Genomic DNA, 15333 nt, shown 5'->3' with positions numbered 1-15333 from the left:
ATCTCAAACAATTCGAAAAAACGGCGGTTTAAATATTAACATATCATCCTTAAACTGCTATGGCTAAGAATAAAATTACTTTAAAGGCAATCTGGTCTGTGTTGAAGGCATCATTTACAGGTTTTACCGATCATAAGGTTACCAAGCTAAGTGGCTCCTTGGCTTACTACACTGTATTTTCGATGGCACCGTTGTTAGTTGTAATCATTTCGCTCTGCGGCATATTTTTAGGTCGCGAAATTGCAGAAGGACAGGTTTATGCCCAGTTGGAAAGCTTTTTAGGTCGTGAGTCTGCAACGTCCTTACAGCAACTTATCAAAAATGCCTACCTGGATGGAAAAAGCACCATTGCTTTAATTATTGGCATATTTACACTATTGCTCGGAGCTACAACGGTTTTTGGCGATATTCAGGATTCGATTAATACCATTTGGGGACTGAAGCCGAAACCAAAGAGAGGTTGGGTAAAAATGCTGCAGAACCGTTTTTTGTCGTTCTCGGTAATTATTAGCCTTGGTTTCGTATTGCTCGTATCGTTAGCCATTACTTCTTTACTGGATGCTTTTAGCAAAGGATTACAAGCCAGGTTTGAAGATGTATCGATAGTAGTTTTTTATATCTTAAACCAGGTGGTTACATTGGCTGTTATTTCATTGATATTTGGTGTCATATTTAAGGTTTTACCCGATGCCATTATCAAGTGGAAGGATGTTACAGCCGGTGCAGTTGTTACCGCCGTTTTATTTATGATTGGCAAGTTTGCCATTTCATTATACATTGGGCAAAGCAATGTGGGCGGTACTTATGGTGCAACAGGCTCGCTGGTGGTTGTGCTTCTATGGACGTATTATTCTTCCATAATCCTGTATTTTGGTGCCGAGTTTACCAAAGCCTATGCAGTGGCTTTTGGATCAGAAATTTACCCTTCTCACTATGCCGTAACCACAAAAGAAATTGAGGTAGAAACCGGAAATAATTCCATACAGGATAATCACCCTGAAATAAAAGAAGAAGTAAAGAAATCTTAAGCTGTAGCTAAGCGCCCCATGCGGTAATAATCAGGTTCCTTTGCCCGCCGTAGTTGCGGTGTTCGCAAAGATAAATGCCCTGCCAGGTGCCCAGTGCAAGCTGGCCATTACGAATAGGGATGGTTACCGAACTGCCTAAAAGTGCTGCTTTTAAATGTGCAGGCATATCATCCGATCCTTCATAATCATGTTCATAATCCGGATCATTTTCTTTTACCGTTTTATTGAAAAACATTTCAAAATCAGCCCTGACGGTTGGATCGGCATTTTCGTTGATGGTTAATGATGCTGAAGTATGTTGAATAAAAACCTGACATACTCCCACCGAAATTTCGGCAATCTGGGGTAGGGCGTACTCAATTTCACTGGTAATGATATGGAAGCCTCTTCTTCTTTCTCTGAGTGTTAGGGCTTGCTGGTATATTTTCATTAATTCTAATTGATTTTAGACTTTCTAAACACCTTTAGAAAATATGGATATTTTTGAATTCGTCAGACAGCTTCTGACCCTTACTCAATTGCGCAGACACTGTCTGCGCAATTGAGTAAGTTAGATAAAACTGACGCATTTGTTCTAAATTTCTTTTCGAAAAGCCTTTGCCAAATTCAGAAACTAATTTTTCAGAAAGCTCATTTAAAATTTGTTTGCCATACTCAGCTCTTTCTTTTCCTTGCTGCTCCTCTTCAACGATCATTTTGCCAATTTCGAAGTAAGCTGTAGCCATTGTATTATTAATGGTTTGCGATACCTTCTGTCGCGCCTTAACCAACAATTCAATAACTTTATTAAACAGATTTTGGTTGTTTATTTCCATTTTAAAAACCTTTAAAACTTGTCGCCTAAATGCATGTTGCAATAATCTTCCTTATTTCAAAAACTCCACATTCCATATCTTTTCAGCTTTTCTTCCTATAAGCCAAAAAGAAGCCGCCAGAACAGAAAAGAATAAGGCCTTATGCCAGCTATCCCAAAAATACTCAAAGTAGCGTGTGTAGAGGTTTATAAACAAAAACGTAATGCCAAATTCCCGGGCAATATCATCGCGGTATTTTAAACCAAACAACGTACTGGCTGCACAAACAGCTGCCGAAATTAATGCCCAGTAGAATAAACTCAATTGTCTCACTTTGTACCACTCATCGAGACTGGCGAAATTTCCAAATACCGACAGCGCCCATAGCGATACAAACAGATACACCATTCCGGCGATATAGGTTGCAAGGAAAAAATGCTGAGTTTTTGGGATGGCTTTCATAATGAACGATGCTGCAGTTAGCACTGCTCCGAAAACAACAAAACGCAATGGATAGTTCATACCCAGGAAATAATAATTCCATCGGCTAAGGTAGCCAGTTTCGGTACCAAACCAGGCACCTAAAGAAATCAGGGCAAAAATCCAGATAAGCCTTGAATTAAATATATAACCAAGGGTTCCGTAAATGAAAACCGAAATCAGGATGAGAATTGAAAAATTACCAGAGCCATTATCCAGTACTTTGCCAAAATAGGCAATGGCATTTGCCGTTAGTAAAATGGCAGAGAAAACAATAGCTTCATTGCTGAATTTGAGGTGGGGAAGGCTTTTTTTTCGCCTGAAACCTAAAATATATAACCAGCCCGCTAAGCCACCCGATACTATTGCAATTACAATATTGGGTGTGTTGTAAACCCTTTTTAAGTAGTTTAAAATCGAATTGTCTATCAGTAATGAGCCCAGGGCAATAAATCCGCAGGCCAAAGCTACCCAAAATGCATATTGCGCCAGGCGTAACCAGTCGAAGTTTTTAGCCTCATAACTTTTACGGAGCTTATCGCCGGTTTCTTCGTTAATTAAGCCATCGCTTTGCCATTGCTCAATCATATCATCCAGAAATTCACTCTTTTCTCTGTCGACTTTCATAGGTTAGGTTCTGTACGAAGATATGTTTTTAATTCATTAGTCCGAAGTTTTTAGTTCCAGCTTTTGGAACCCTGACTTCCGACCAATGACCTCCGACATTTAAATAACCTCTTTAATCTTCTTATTGTTTCCTACAATCCAAATTACGTCTCCCGTATCGAAAACAAAATCAGACGAAGGATTCAAGATGCGTTTGGCGCCACGTTCGATACCCACAATAAGCGCCTGTGCTTTTTCGCGGATTCCGGCATTTCTGATACTTAGGCCATATACTGGCGATTCGGCATGTACCACTACTCTTTGCAAGGTCATTTCCTTATTCGGGAAATTGTTTTCCGCTGCATTTTCTGGTGTATCTACTTCTAAAATGGTTTTTACTGCAGCCAGTTGGTCGTCGGCCCCAATCAAAAGCAATTTATCGTTAGGGTAAAGCCTTTCATCCCGGCCAGGGGTAGGGATGTTGTTTCTGCCACGTTCAATCAGTGCAATATTTACCCCGTATTTTTCCCTGATCATTAATTCGGTAAGTGTTTTGCCTACAACTTCCGATTCGGGCGAGACAGTCAGTTCAGTTAAGTGGGTATCCCAGGGTAAAATAGCAGGTTTTTGGTTCTCACGGGCATTTAAATTTAACATAAAACGCCTTTCCAGCCTGTCGTAGAACGATTGCAGTTTTCTGGAGAAAATAACCATGCCGAAAATAATCAGCCCCAGTGCAATAACTGCTGCAATCCAGGTGTCGAAGAATTCGTACATTAAAAAACCAACGAAAAATATCCCCAGCGCAATCCTGAAAACCTCAATGGCAATTAGTGGTCCGCGGGTATATTTTTTATTCAGCCAAAGATGTGAATAGGCTGTTTTCTGAATCCTGCGTATAGATAATGCCCATAAAAAAGGCGACATCAGAATGAAGGAAACAATTACACTAATAATAATTGAGGTCAGGCTATTGGCAATGTTGCGTACAATAAAAGGCTGTACATAACGATAGGCCAGAAAAATAATGGCGATGATAATTACCGAATGAATAATGGTATTAAAAATGTACGATCTTAATAAAATCCTCCAATCGCTTAAGGTTGTAATCCCCTCTGTACTCGAACTGTAGCGCTCAATTCCATCCTGCCATTTTTTTGGTAAAATACGTTTTAAAAACTCGTAAAAAGGCTCTGAAAGTTTAATCAGGTAGGGCGTGGTAAAGGTGGTAATGGCTGCTGCGGCTACGGCAATGGGGTAAAGAAAATCGCTGGTCACTTTTAAGGTTAAACCCAATGAGGCAATGATGAACGAAAACTCACCAATCTGCGCCAAACTCATACCCGATTGCACCGAAGTTTTTAACGGCTGACCAGAAAGTAGTGCTCCCAGAATGGTGAAAATGATTTTTCCAATAATAATCACCAATGTCGCAATTAAAATAGGTACCCAGTATTTAACCAGCATAGCCGGATCGATCAGCATCCCTACTGAAACAAAAAATACCGCGGCAAATAAATCTTTCACCGATTTGGTGAGGTGTTCGATTCGCTCGGCCTGCGTAGTTTCGGCCAGAATTGAGCCCATGATAAATGCGCCCAGCGCAGGCGAGAAGCCTACCTTGTCGGCGAGTAAAACCATAACCAGGCACAATGCTAACGATACTACCAACATGGTTTCATCGTTCATTAATTTTCTGGTGGCTTTTAAAAATGAAGGAACTAAGAAAATGCCTCCTAAAAACCATAAAACTAAAAAGAAGGCCAGTTTTAAAATAGAGTAAAGCATTTCGGTACCAGCCGATTGCTGACTTACTGCGAGCGTAGAAAATAACACCAACAGTAAAATGGCTACCAAATCTTCTACGATTAGAACGCCAAAAACCAACCCTGCAAATTTTTTATGTTTTAAGCCAAGCTCCTCAAAGGCCTTGATGGTAATCATGGTTGAGGAAATGGATAAAATCCCACCCAGGAACAAACTGTCCATATCGGCCCAACCCATGGCTTTACCTACAAAGTAACCAACCAGGATGATGAACAGCACCTTCACAATAGCGGTAATGGATGCAGAACCGCCTACTTTGACTAATTTTTTAAAACTGAACTCTAAACCTAAACTGAAGAGCAGGAAAATTACACCAATTTCGCCCCAAATGTTAATACTCTTGGTGTCGGTAACAGAAGGGAAAAAGTTAAGGTGCGAGCCAACCAAAAGGCCAGCCAGTATGTAGCCCAAAACAAGGGGCTGTTTAATTTTTTTAAATATAAGTGTGGTTATTCCTGCGGCAGCAAGAATTAACCCTAAATCGGCAATTAAATCTGGTAAATGCATCTGTAAAAACGAGTAATGATATTAAATAATTTATGTTCGGGGTATACCCCGGCATTTTTAATCAGACCACATCACTGTGGTTAGAAAATGAAATTACTTACCAAAAAACATGTTTTGGGTACAGCATTTTAAAAAGGCACCAATAATTATAATTTAATCTTTTAATTGCAGCTTTGGTATCGGCGATATTATGCTTAAAGAAAAGAAATACTAAAAACCCAAGTAGTAAAAAAGGCGATGAGGATATTTTAAGCACAGGATTATTAACCAGATCTTTTTGCAGACTATCCGTATCGGGTTGAAAATCGCTTTTGAGTTGCTTACTTTTTTTACAGGTTACGAAAGTCGTTTTTTGGCTTTTAGATAAGGCATCATCTTGTTTTTTCTGCGATGCGAATACCACAAAAGGAATGGAAATGGCAAAGAAGAAAATGATGTAAAAAAGCCTCATTGCTGCTAATATAGCGAAAATGAGGCTTTTTTGAAAGAAAAAACGTGATTTTATGCTTTTTAAGCTATCGTTTCGAAAAAAGCTAAAGTAGCTTCTTTGTCTTTTTGTAACTGAATGGTTAAAGCTTCTAGGCCGGTAAATTTTACATCGTGACGTAAGAATTTTAAGAAGTTCATTTTAATGTCCTGGCCGTAAATCTCCTGGTTAAAATCGAAAATGTTGACCTCAATATTCCTGGTCATACCATTGATGGTGGGGCGCTGCCCAATGTAGGCCATTCCCTGGTAAGTTTGGAGTATGGGGTTTGAGGTTTGGCGTTGATCAGTTGCCAAGCTCTCAACGCTCGGCGCCGAATTTATTTCAACCGTTACTGCGTAAATACCGTCGCCGGGGATGAGTTTATACGTTTCTTCAACAAAGATATTTGCTGTAGGAAAACCGATGGTACGGCCAATTTTATCGCCTTTAATTACCCTGCCGAAAATAGAAAAGGGATAGCCCAGGTAATCGCTGGCCAAACTTACATCGCCGGCTAAAAGTGCCTGCCGTATTTTGGTTGAACTTACCGCTACATCGTGGATATCCTGTTCCATTATCTCTTCAACAGTAAAGCCATAGTGCAGGCCGGCAGCTTTTAAATCATTTAAATTGCCTTGGCGATCTTTACCAAACCGATGATCGTAACCTATGATAATGTGTTTGGTACCAATATTATCAACCAAGGTATTTTTAATATAATCTTCAGGCAACTGATTAGAAAAATCGCGCGTAAACGGAGTAATAATCAAATGATCGACGCCCAGGTTCTTAAGGATATCGGCTTTTTCGTTGATGGTATTGATCATTTTTAAATCCTGGTTTTCAGGATCAATAATCATTCTGGGGTGCGGAAAAAAAGTGAGGATTACACTCTCGCCATTATCGGCTTTTGCTTTTTGTACCAGTTGGTTAATAATTTTCTGGTGACCAAAATGTACACCATCAAAAGTACCGATGGTTACAATAGCATTATCTAATTTCGAAAATTCGGATAGGTTATGGTATATTTTCAATGTAATTAAATTAAAATCATTGCCTGTTGGCAAAATAAATAACCACAGATTAAAAGGATTAACACGGATTTAAATATTCAAGTGTCTGTGTTTAACTGTGCAAATCCGTGGTAAAGTTCTAATGCAAGGCATGTCGTTTAACAACGCCTCCTTTTAAATCTGCAATCTGTTGCTGTATTACAAAAGCATCGGCATCTATTTGTCTGATGGCAGTTTGTAATTTGCTCATTTCTAGCTTGGTTACTACGGTAAAAATAATATCTATATCATTTTTTTCTCCATAACCACCTTCACCTTTATAAATGGTAACCCCACGTTTCATCTCGTTAATAATAAAGTTTTTGATATTCTCCTGATGTTCGGAGATGATGGTAACGCCGGTATATTGTTCAATACCGTTTACAATAAAATCGATGGTGCTCGATGCCGATAGGTAGGTTAAAATGGCATAAAGCGCGGTCTCGATGTTTAAAAAGTAGGCTGCAAAGGCAAAAATGATGATGTTTAAAATGAGAATGATGTTGCCTACAGTTAAAATACTGTTTTTACTGATGTAAAGTGCTAATACCTCTGTGCCGTCAATTACACAGCCGCCGCGCATGGCCAGGCCAATACCGCCGCCTAAAAATAGTCCGCCGAAAAAGGCAATCAATAGTTTGTCGTGGGTAATGGGTTGGAAGGGCAGAAAAATTAAGGCCAGCGAAAGTGCACCTATGGCTATTGCGGTTTTTAGGGCAAAGCCTTTTCCAATTTGGCGGTAGCCCAGTATTACAAACGGAACGTTGATCAAGGCAATGAGATACGATAAATTCCAGCCTGTTAAAGTGCTTAATAAGAGCGAAATACCGGTTACGCCACCATCAATAAAGTGGCTGGGCATTAAAAAGCTTTTGAGGCCAAAACATGCCGAAGTTACACCTGCAATGATTAAAAAGATTTCTTTTACAAATCTGGTGTTCCTGTTTTTAATGTGGTTCATACCTCCGCCTGGGTTTTTGCTTCTTCTTTCTTGCTACGAATATAATTAACAAGTTCTAATACCTCAAACGCATCTTTAAGCAAAAAGTTTCCACTACGGGTGCGGGTAAGTTTAGAAAGATAGGCGCCGTTGTTAAGTTGTTTACCAAAATCGGATATTAACGAACGGATGTAAGTTCCTTTACTGCATACCACCCTAAAATCAATTTCAGGAAGCTCGATGCGGGTAATTTCAAATTCAGGAACACTTACAAAGCGTTTACGCAGTTCTACTTCTTCGCCCAGTCTGGCTTTAACGTATAAACGTTCGCCATTTACCTTTACTGCAGAGTGTGCGGGTGGGTATTGTTCAATATCGCCAATAAAAGGGCTGCAGGCAGCATAAATTTCTTCGTTGCTGATCTGGCTGATATCAAAAGTTTCGTCAACCTCCGTTTCCATATCGAAAGATGGAGTAGTGGCGCCCAGTATCATGGTGCCTGTATATTCTTTTTCTTCGGCCTGGAAGGTGTCAATCTGCTTGGTTAACTTACCGGTGCAGATAATCAGCAAACCTGTTGCCAGGGGATCTAAAGTGCCTGCATGGCCAACTTTTAGCTTTAATGGTTTTAAAGAATTACGGATTTTACCAACCACATCAAAAGAAGTCCATTTGTATGGTTTATTAATCAACAGCAATTCGCCTTCGGCAAAATTGAAATCTTTAAATTTAGGATTTTCGGTACTCACAAATCTTTTTTGCGCAAAGATAAGGATTCGATATTGTTTTTTTACCACAGATGCGCACAGATAAATACAGATGCTTATTGCCTGTATTTATCTTTTTTGTCTGTGGTTAAGATATTTATGGCGGTTAGATAATTTGTAAGTTGTGTCCACTCAGTAATAAGATGATAATAATTAAGCCGGCAGCAATCCGGTACCAACCGAAAACTTTAAAGCCATTTTTATTTAAATAACCAATAAAACTCTTAATGGCTAAAAGGGCTACAATAAAGGCAACAACATTACCAATAATTAAGAGGTTGGTTTGTTCGTGCGTAATGGTGTGACCTTCTTTATAAAAATCATAAAGTTTTTTAGCTGTAGCTGCAAACATGGTTGGAACGGCTAAAAAGAAAGAAAATTCGGCTGCAACTTTTCTGCTTAATTTCTGGCTCATGCCACCAACAATAGTGGCTCCCGAGCGTGAAACGCCAGGTATCATGGCAATACATTGGAAAAAACCAATTTTTAAAGCCGTCAAATAACTTACATTTTCTTCCTGGTCAACGGTAGCTTTGTTAAACCATTTATCAACAAATAACAAAATTATACCACCTACCAGCAGAGAAATACCAACTGCCATCGGGCTTTCTAAAAGTTCATCGATTTTTTTGCTCAATAATAATCCAAAAACAGCTGCAGGGATAAAAGCAACCAATAGTTTAATGTAAAAATTAATTGATTTAAAGAATCTTTTAAAGTACAATACCGGAACAGAGAGAATTGCACCCAGCTGTATGGCAATAGTAAATAGCTTTACAAATGGATCTGATGCAATGCCCATAAACGATGAGGCCACAATCATGTGTCCGGTACTCGAAACAGGTAAAAATTCGGTTATTCCTTCAATAATGGCAAGGACAATGGCTTGAAAAGAGTTCATATGCTTAATGGGTTATTCCCACAGTAATTTTATTTTATAGTTTTTAATTTTTTATCCCTGGAAATTAATATTAAATTTTCTGAAAGGGCTTGTGATACGATAATCCGGTCGAAGGGATCATTGTTTTGGAAGTCAAGGCTTAGTAACGTAGTAAGATGAGTTTCATTAATAGAAATGATTTCAATCTGGTTGCGTTCTGCAAAGCGAAAAAGTTCCTCAAAGCCTATTTTTAAATCAAGCTTTCCGATTTGTTTTTTTATGGCAATTTCCCATAGGGAAGCAATACTTAAAAAGCAAGATTCATTAATATCCAACAACTTCTTTTTAATCGAGGCCGGTAACTGATTATCTCCGGCAACAAACCATAAAAAAGTATGGGTATCTAATAAATAAGCCATTACCTATATGCTGAAAACATTTCGAGGGGCTCGTCAAAATCGTCAGATAATTTGATCTTGCCTTTTGCATAACCAAACTCGCGTGATTTTAATTTCGGGGTGTTTTGGTGTTTTGTTTTTAAGAAAGCCACAAAATCTGCAACTTCCTGCCTAAGGTTTAGGGGAAGCGAATTAATTTCGAGTTGTAGATTTGTTGTAGTCATACTTTAAAGTTAACAAAAACGCGTAATTGCCGAAGCAATTATTTTTTTAAAATGGCGTAAATCCCGAAAGCGAAACCAAAAAGTACAACAACAGGTGCAAGGAGGGTTCTTCTGAAATCGTAGATATCGCCGATGGTACCCATCATTAAAATGAAACCAACCACTACAATAGCAATGCTGATTAACAATAACTGATAGTTTTTTCTGGTAAAAACCAATTCGCTTTTAACGTCCTTAACAACCGGACTTGTTTTTTTTTCTGCCATTATCTATAAAGATGATAAGATTTTAAACGTAAATATCTGCTTACTGCAAACCAGGTACTAATACCGGTTATAAATATGCCCACAATTAACAGGCCTATAAATACGAAGCCAAATTCGGTATAATTATTTAAAATTATAATTTCAGGCACTTCCTTACGGGCATATATTAAAGTGGCCAGCAGGATAATAATGGCAATAAAGGCCGCAATTAAACCGTGCAAGGCAGCATACAGTAAGAAAGGACGTCGGATAAAATTTTTCGTTGCACCAACCAGCTGCATACTTTTAATTAAAAAGCGTTGCGAATAAATGGCTAGCCGTATGGTGTTGTTTATCAGTGCTATAGAGATGATTAACAGCAGGATAGCAAAGGCTAAAATAATTAAACCAATGGTACTGATATTTTTATTTACCATATCAATTAACGAACTCTGATAAACCACTTCTTTAACCACCGGATTTTTCGAAATACTGGCTTTTAAAGCATCGATGCTTTTGTTGTTCGCATATTCTGCTTTTAAATACACATCGAAAGTAGAGGTTAAGGGGTTGTAACCTAAAAAGTTAACAAAATCTTCACCTAAATCCTGTGTTAAATTTCTGGCTGCAAGTTCTTTATTTACATATTGTGTTTGCTTAACAGCCGGGTTAGTATTTAACTCCTTCTGAAAGGCCAGTACATCCGCTTCTTTAGCGCCTTCATCCACAATAATATTTAAAACAATGTTCTCTTTAACGTAGTTAGACAGGTTTTTGGCGTGTACAAGTACCAACCCAAGCAGCCCCAGCATTAATAAAACCAAAGCAATACTAATGATAGTAGAGATATATACGGTTTTGGTTTTCTTAGATGCATCACTTACTTCGAATTCTTCCATGTATTTCATTTTTGTTTCTGCGAAAATATAAATTATACCTGATAAACACCAATTTAAAAGGCCCTTAAATGAACATTAACACCTAGGTTAAAGTTTTAGTTCAAAGCATAAATTCTTTAATTAATTCATCCTTTTGTAAAAATGCGGTACGAAATTTGTTGAAACGCCGTTAATCATAAGAACTTAAGACTAAATCTAAACTATGAAAAGACAAATAGCGTTACTAAGCCTGCTATTAATTGTTACCAGTACAATTATTTCTTGTAAAAAAGACACTACTTCATTAAAAGCCCAAATGATGGGCAGATGGCAGTTGAACAGGATTGTTACTACCGGTTATACAGCCGATGAGACCTTAAAAGATCCTACCAAAATTAATGGCGATGTAACTTATGGCAAAACCAGCGATTATGTTGATTACAAATCGAACAACGATGATCAGGTAGAAATAAGCCTTTCAGGAAACAGAACTATCGGTACTTATCAGATTATTTATTCCGATCAGTTTACCATGGAGCTGAATGATGGAAATAATTTCTGTATGGTTAACAGCTTGACAGGGAGTCAATTTCAGTTTACCGCAACCATTAACAACAGGATAAAAAAGGTTTACTACTTATCGAGATAATATTCAGATCTCCTTATTATTTAAAAGCGCCATTGGTTTCTAATCAATGGCGCTTTTGTTGTTATGATAGATAATCGATACCTTTTTAGTTTGGAAAGCAGTTGTAGTAAGACTTAGGTTAATATGGTCCCGCCCCCGCTTCTGCTGGTTGAAAAAAACAGCATCCCACTCCGGTCGGGTTTAGGTGGCAGCCATTGAGCAGCTATCTGTGGTAAATAAACCCCTGCCCGTTCGTTCAGGCGGGCGATAGCAGTGGTAGCTGCCGGCCTCACGTCGGCACTACAAACGGATAGCGAGGCTGAATCCTCCGATGAAAAACAGAACCGCCCGTTTTCCAGAAAAATATTGACCAGCTAAATCATCAGAGCATAGTTAAGAAGATTTGGCACTTTAAACCTCGCAGGTTTTTAAAACCTGCGAGGTTTTTTATCGAAAAAGCCTTGCTTTTAGCGCTAAAATTTAGTTTTACTAAACCCCTTTATTTGCGTAATTTCGCGCATTAAAAAATTTTAAAACCTGCAATGGATTACCAATTCAAAGAAATAGAACAAAAGTGGCAGAAATTTTGGGCAGACAATCAAACGTTTAAAGCCGAAAGCAATTCTGAAAAGCCAAAGTATTATGTGTTAGATATGTTTCCGTACCCATCGGGTGCAGGCTTGCATGTTGGCCATCCACTGGGTTACATTGCATCTGATATTTTTTCGAGATACAAACGCCTTAAAGGCTTTAATGTATTGCATCCAATGGGTTACGATTCGTTCGGTTTACCCGCAGAGCAATATGCCATACAAACAGGTCAGCACCCGGCCATTACCACCGAAGCCAATATTGCAACCTATCGCCGTCAGTTAGATCAGATTGGTTTCTCTTTCGATTGGAGCAGGGAAGTGCGTACCAGTGAGCCATCTTACTACAAATGGACACAGTGGATTTTTATGCAGTTGTTTAACTCGTGGTACAACATCGAAAACGACAGGGCAGAAGATATTACCACTTTGATCGAAAAATTTAATGCTTCAGGATCTGCTGATGTGAAAGCTGTTTGCGATGATGACGTTAAATCTTTCCTGCCAAGTGACTGGGCAACTTTTACAGAAGAGGAAAAACAAGAAGAATTATTAAAATACCGCTTAACTTATTTAAGGGAAAGTACCGTAAACTGGTGCGCTGCCCTGGGTACCGTTTTAGCAAATGATGAAGTAAAAGATGGTTTTTCTGAGCGTGGCGGTTTCCCGGTTGAGCAAAAGAAAATGATGCAATGGAGTATGCGCATTACAGCTTATTCTGATCGTCTTTTGCAAGGTTTGGATACCATTGATTGGCCGGAGCCGATCAAAGAAATGCAACGCAACTGGATTGGGAAGAGTGTAGGGGCATCAGTTAAGTTTGCAGTTGACAATTCGCAGTTGGCAGTTGGAGAAACTGAAAACTCAAAACTGAATACTGAAAAATATATAGAAGTTTTTACCACCCGTGTAGATACCATTTTTGGCGTTTCTTACCTGGTACTGGCACCAGAGCACGAATGGGTAGCCGAATTAACTACACCTGGACAAAAACAGGCTGTTGAAGCTTATATTGCTTTAACCAAAAAGAAATCGGAGTTAGACCGTATGGCCGATACCAAAACGGTTTCGGGTGCTTTTACCGGTACTTACGTAATTAATCCGGTAAGTGGCGAGCGTATCCAATTGTGGATTGCGGATTACGTGCTGGCTGGTTACGGAACAGGTGCGGTAATGGGTGTACCAAGTGGCGATCAGCGCGACTGGTTATTTGCTACTCACTTTAATTTACCAATTGTTCAGATTTTAGATGCGCAAAAAGACATAGATGTTCAGGCCGATCCAACCAAAGAAGGAAAATATATCAACTCGGGTTTCATTAATGGAATGGAATATAAAGAGGCTGTCGCATTTTTAAATAACTGGCTGGAAGAAAAAGGCTTTGGAAAAGCGAAAGTAAACTTCCGTCAGCGCGATGCGATTTTTGGTCGCCAGCGTTATTGGGGCGAGCCTATTCCGGTTTACTTTAAAGATGGCTTGCCTTACCTGGTACAGGAAGAAGAATTGCCTTTGTTGTTGCCCGAAATTGATAAATATTTGCCAACTGAAACCGGTGAACCACCTTTGGCGAGGGCCGAAGATTGGATACCTGCAGCAGGCGGTCATTACGAAATGAGTACGATGCCAGGCTGGGCAGGTAGCAGCTGGTACTGGTACCGCTATATGGATGCCAATAACAATGATGAATTTGCATCAAAAGAGGCAGTTGACTACTGGAAGGCAGTTGATTTGTATATCGGTGGTTCTGAGCATGCTACAGGGCACTTGTTGTACAGCCGTTTCTGGAATAAATTCTTGAAGGATTTGGGTTATACCAAAGAAGAAGAACCTTTCAAAAAGCTGATTAATCAAGGCATGATTCAAGGCAGAAGTAATTTTGTTTACCGCATTAATGATGAGAACGGTAAACCAACCAATACCTATGTTTCTGCTGGTTTAAGAAAGGAATATAAAACATCGGCATTGCATGTTGATGTAAATATTGTAGAAAACGATACATTGGATCTAAATAAATTCAAGGCCTGGAGAGAAGAATATGCCAATGCAGAATTTATTTTGGAAGGTGGAAAATACATTTGTGGTGTTGAGGTAGAAAAAATGTCGAAATCGAAATTCAACGTGGTTAACCCCGATGATTTGATTGAGCGTTACGGTGCCGATACTTTGCGCATGTACGAAATGTTTTTGGGTCCGTTAGAGCAAAGCAAACCCTGGAACACCAACGGTATTGAGGGCGTATTTAAGTTCTTACGTAAATTCTGGCGTTTGTTCCACAATGAAGAGTGGGTATTCCATGTAAACGATGCGGTACCAACTAAAGCCGAGCAGAAAGCCTTGCACAAAATCATTAAAAAAGTGCAGGATGATATCGAGCGTTTCTCGTTCAATACTTCTGTATCGAGCTTTATGATTGCTGTAAATGAGTTAACCGATCTGAAATGTAAAAACCGCCAGATTTTAGAAGATATGGTGATTATCCTTTCGCCTTATGCACCGCACATTTGTGAGGAGCTTTGGGTATTATTGGGTAACGATGCCGGAACGCTTTCTTATGCAGCTTTCCCAACTTTTAAACCCGAATATCTGGTAGAAGACGAGTTCGCTTATCCGGTTTCTATCAACGGTAAAATGAAAATGAACCTGAATTTGAGCTTAACTTTAGCGCAACCAGAAGTAGAGAGCATTTTATTGGCTGATGAACATTTCCAGAAGTTTTTAGATGGAAAAGCACCCAAGAAAATCATTTTCGTAAAAGGAAAGATTATCAATGTGGTAGTTTAAAAAGCTAAAAGCAAAAAGACTAAAGCGCAAAGCTTGAATAAACTTTAAAAAAGAAACCCCGGATTGAGTATGGACTGCCCCCAAAAGTTTAGACAAACTTAACAATTAATTATTTGGATGTGAGCTCGGTATTCAACCGGGCTCATTCCTTTTAGATTCAACCTAATCCTATTGTAGTTATAGTAATCGATGTACTCATCAATATCATTCTGTAACACCTCTACTGACAAGTACTTTTT

General features: G+C 38.9%; 17 protein-coding genes. 3 read left to right on the top strand and 14 right to left on the bottom strand.

The window, feature by feature from the left end:
* The first annotated feature begins 59 nt into the window (after positions 1-59).
* Positions 60-1028, top strand: coding sequence for a YihY/virulence factor BrkB family protein (locus tag OC25_RS17925; RefSeq protein ID WP_039478895.1), 969 nt, complete (start codon positions 60-62; stop codon positions 1026-1028).
* Between the two features lie 7 nt (positions 1029-1035).
* Here the strand turns inward: OC25_RS17925 and OC25_RS17920 are convergent, their stop codons facing one another.
* From OC25_RS17920 to OC25_RS17860, 13 genes are all read right to left on the bottom strand, one after another.
* Positions 1036-1458, bottom strand: coding sequence for a secondary thiamine-phosphate synthase enzyme YjbQ (locus tag OC25_RS17920; RefSeq protein ID WP_039478894.1), 423 nt, complete (start codon positions 1456-1458; stop codon positions 1036-1038).
* 34 nt (positions 1459-1492) lie between these two features.
* Positions 1493-1843, bottom strand: coding sequence for a DUF1016 N-terminal domain-containing protein (locus OC25_RS17915; protein WP_039478892.1), 351 nt, complete (start codon positions 1841-1843; stop codon positions 1493-1495).
* 51 nt (positions 1844-1894) lie between these two features.
* The gene (locus tag OC25_RS17910; RefSeq protein WP_039478890.1) at positions 1895-2929 is read right to left on the bottom strand and encodes a DUF2157 domain-containing protein; all 1035 of its coding nucleotides are present in this window, start codon (positions 2927-2929) and stop codon (positions 1895-1897) included.
* Between the two features lie 99 nt (positions 2930-3028).
* Complete coding sequence (locus OC25_RS17905) at positions 3029-5242, bottom strand: cation:proton antiporter domain-containing protein (RefSeq protein ID WP_039478888.1); 2214 nt, start codon at positions 5240-5242, stop codon at positions 3029-3031.
* A gap of 97 nt (positions 5243-5339) precedes the next feature.
* Positions 5340-5693, bottom strand: coding sequence for a hypothetical protein (locus tag OC25_RS17900; protein ID WP_039478887.1), 354 nt, complete (start codon positions 5691-5693; stop codon positions 5340-5342).
* Between the two features lie 59 nt (positions 5694-5752).
* The gene (locus tag OC25_RS17895; protein WP_039478966.1) at positions 5753-6745 is read right to left on the bottom strand and encodes a bifunctional riboflavin kinase/FAD synthetase; all 993 of its coding nucleotides are present in this window, start codon (positions 6743-6745) and stop codon (positions 5753-5755) included.
* Between the two features lie 118 nt (positions 6746-6863).
* On the bottom strand, positions 6864-7724 hold the full coding sequence (locus tag OC25_RS17890; RefSeq protein WP_039478885.1) for a YitT family protein: 861 nt from the start codon (positions 7722-7724) through the stop codon (positions 6864-6866).
* Positions 7721-8452, bottom strand: coding sequence for a tRNA pseudouridine(55) synthase TruB (gene truB / locus OC25_RS17885; RefSeq protein ID WP_039478883.1), 732 nt, complete (start codon positions 8450-8452; stop codon positions 7721-7723). Before truB ends, OC25_RS17890 begins: the two co-directional genes overlap by 4 nt.
* Positions 8453-8576: 124 nt before the next feature.
* On the bottom strand, positions 8577-9371 hold the full coding sequence (locus tag OC25_RS17880; RefSeq protein WP_039478881.1) for an undecaprenyl-diphosphate phosphatase: 795 nt from the start codon (positions 9369-9371) through the stop codon (positions 8577-8579).
* Positions 9372-9400: 29 nt separating this feature from the next.
* Complete coding sequence (locus OC25_RS17875) at positions 9401-9769, bottom strand: type II toxin-antitoxin system VapC family toxin (RefSeq protein WP_039478880.1); 369 nt, start codon at positions 9767-9769, stop codon at positions 9401-9403.
* Positions 9769-9972 (bottom strand): type II toxin-antitoxin system VapB family antitoxin, encoded by a 204-nt coding sequence (gene vapB / locus OC25_RS17870; RefSeq protein WP_039478879.1) that lies wholly within the window; start codon positions 9970-9972, stop codon positions 9769-9771. Before vapB ends, OC25_RS17875 begins: the two co-directional genes overlap by 1 nt.
* A gap of 38 nt (positions 9973-10010) precedes the next feature.
* On the bottom strand, positions 10011-10238 hold the full coding sequence (locus tag OC25_RS17865) for a DUF3098 domain-containing protein (protein ID WP_039478878.1): 228 nt from the start codon (positions 10236-10238) through the stop codon (positions 10011-10013).
* On the bottom strand, positions 10238-11116 hold the full coding sequence (locus tag OC25_RS17860; RefSeq protein ID WP_039478963.1) for a cell division protein FtsX: 879 nt from the start codon (positions 11114-11116) through the stop codon (positions 10238-10240). Before OC25_RS17860 ends, OC25_RS17865 begins: the two co-directional genes overlap by 1 nt.
* 202 nt (positions 11117-11318) lie before the next feature.
* Between OC25_RS17860 and OC25_RS17855 the strand changes: the two genes are divergently transcribed.
* Positions 11319-11744 carry a hypothetical protein gene (locus tag OC25_RS17855; protein ID WP_039478876.1) on the top strand — a complete coding sequence of 142 codons (426 nt, stop codon included), beginning with the start codon at positions 11319-11321 and terminating at the stop codon, positions 11742-11744.
* 521 nt (positions 11745-12265) lie between these two features.
* Positions 12266-15094 carry a leucine--tRNA ligase gene (gene leuS, locus OC25_RS17850; RefSeq protein ID WP_039478874.1) on the top strand — a complete coding sequence of 943 codons (2829 nt, stop codon included), beginning with the start codon at positions 12266-12268 and terminating at the stop codon, positions 15092-15094.
* Between the two features lie 98 nt (positions 15095-15192).
* Here the strand turns inward: leuS and OC25_RS27380 are convergent.
* Positions 15193-15333 (bottom strand): IS3 family transposase (locus OC25_RS27380; RefSeq protein WP_156131524.1); only part of this gene is annotated, 141 nt, incomplete at its 5' end.

The sequence above is a fragment of the Pedobacter kyungheensis genome (assembly GCF_000812965.1).
In the GTDB taxonomy this organism is placed as follows: Bacteria; Bacteroidota; Bacteroidia; order Sphingobacteriales; family Sphingobacteriaceae; genus Pedobacter; species Pedobacter kyungheensis.
The sequence above is the reverse complement of the archived record's forward strand: the minus strand, read 5'-3'. Positions and strand labels throughout refer to the sequence as shown.

Excerpts from the sequence above, each read along its gene's own strand:
- OC25_RS17900 (WP_039478887.1), bottom strand. The coding sequence starts at position 5,693 with ATGAGGCTTTTTTACATCATTTTCTTCTTTGCCATTTCCATTCCTTTT.
- OC25_RS17905 (WP_039478888.1), bottom strand. The coding sequence starts at position 5,242 with ATGCATTTACCAGATTTAATTGCCGATTTAGGGTTAATTCTTGCTGCC.
- OC25_RS17890 (WP_039478885.1), bottom strand. The coding sequence starts at position 7,724 with ATGAACCACATTAAAAACAGGAACACCAGATTTGTAAAAGAAATCTTT.
- OC25_RS17920 (WP_039478894.1), bottom strand. The coding sequence starts at position 1,458 with ATGAAAATATACCAGCAAGCCCTAACACTCAGAGAAAGAAGAAGAGGC.
- leuS (WP_039478874.1), top strand. The coding sequence starts at position 12,266 with ATGGATTACCAATTCAAAGAAATAGAACAAAAGTGGCAGAAATTTTGG.
- OC25_RS17925 (WP_039478895.1), top strand. The coding sequence starts at position 60 with ATGGCTAAGAATAAAATTACTTTAAAGGCAATCTGGTCTGTGTTGAAG.
- OC25_RS17875 (WP_039478880.1), bottom strand. The coding sequence starts at position 9,769 with ATGGCTTATTTATTAGATACCCATACTTTTTTATGGTTTGTTGCCGGA.
- OC25_RS17915 (WP_039478892.1), bottom strand. The coding sequence starts at position 1,843 with ATGGAAATAAACAACCAAAATCTGTTTAATAAAGTTATTGAATTGTTG.
- OC25_RS17880 (WP_039478881.1), bottom strand. The coding sequence starts at position 9,371 with ATGAACTCTTTTCAAGCCATTGTCCTTGCCATTATTGAAGGAATAACC.
- OC25_RS17910 (WP_039478890.1), bottom strand. The coding sequence starts at position 2,929 with ATGAAAGTCGACAGAGAAAAGAGTGAATTTCTGGATGATATGATTGAG.
- OC25_RS17865 (WP_039478878.1), bottom strand. The coding sequence starts at position 10,238 with ATGGCAGAAAAAAAAACAAGTCCGGTTGTTAAGGACGTTAAAAGCGAA.
- OC25_RS17855 (WP_039478876.1), top strand. The coding sequence starts at position 11,319 with ATGAAAAGACAAATAGCGTTACTAAGCCTGCTATTAATTGTTACCAGT.
- OC25_RS17860 (WP_039478963.1), bottom strand. The coding sequence starts at position 11,116 with ATGGAAGAATTCGAAGTAAGTGATGCATCTAAGAAAACCAAAACCGTA.
- vapB (WP_039478879.1), bottom strand. The coding sequence starts at position 9,972 with ATGACTACAACAAATCTACAACTCGAAATTAATTCGCTTCCCCTAAAC.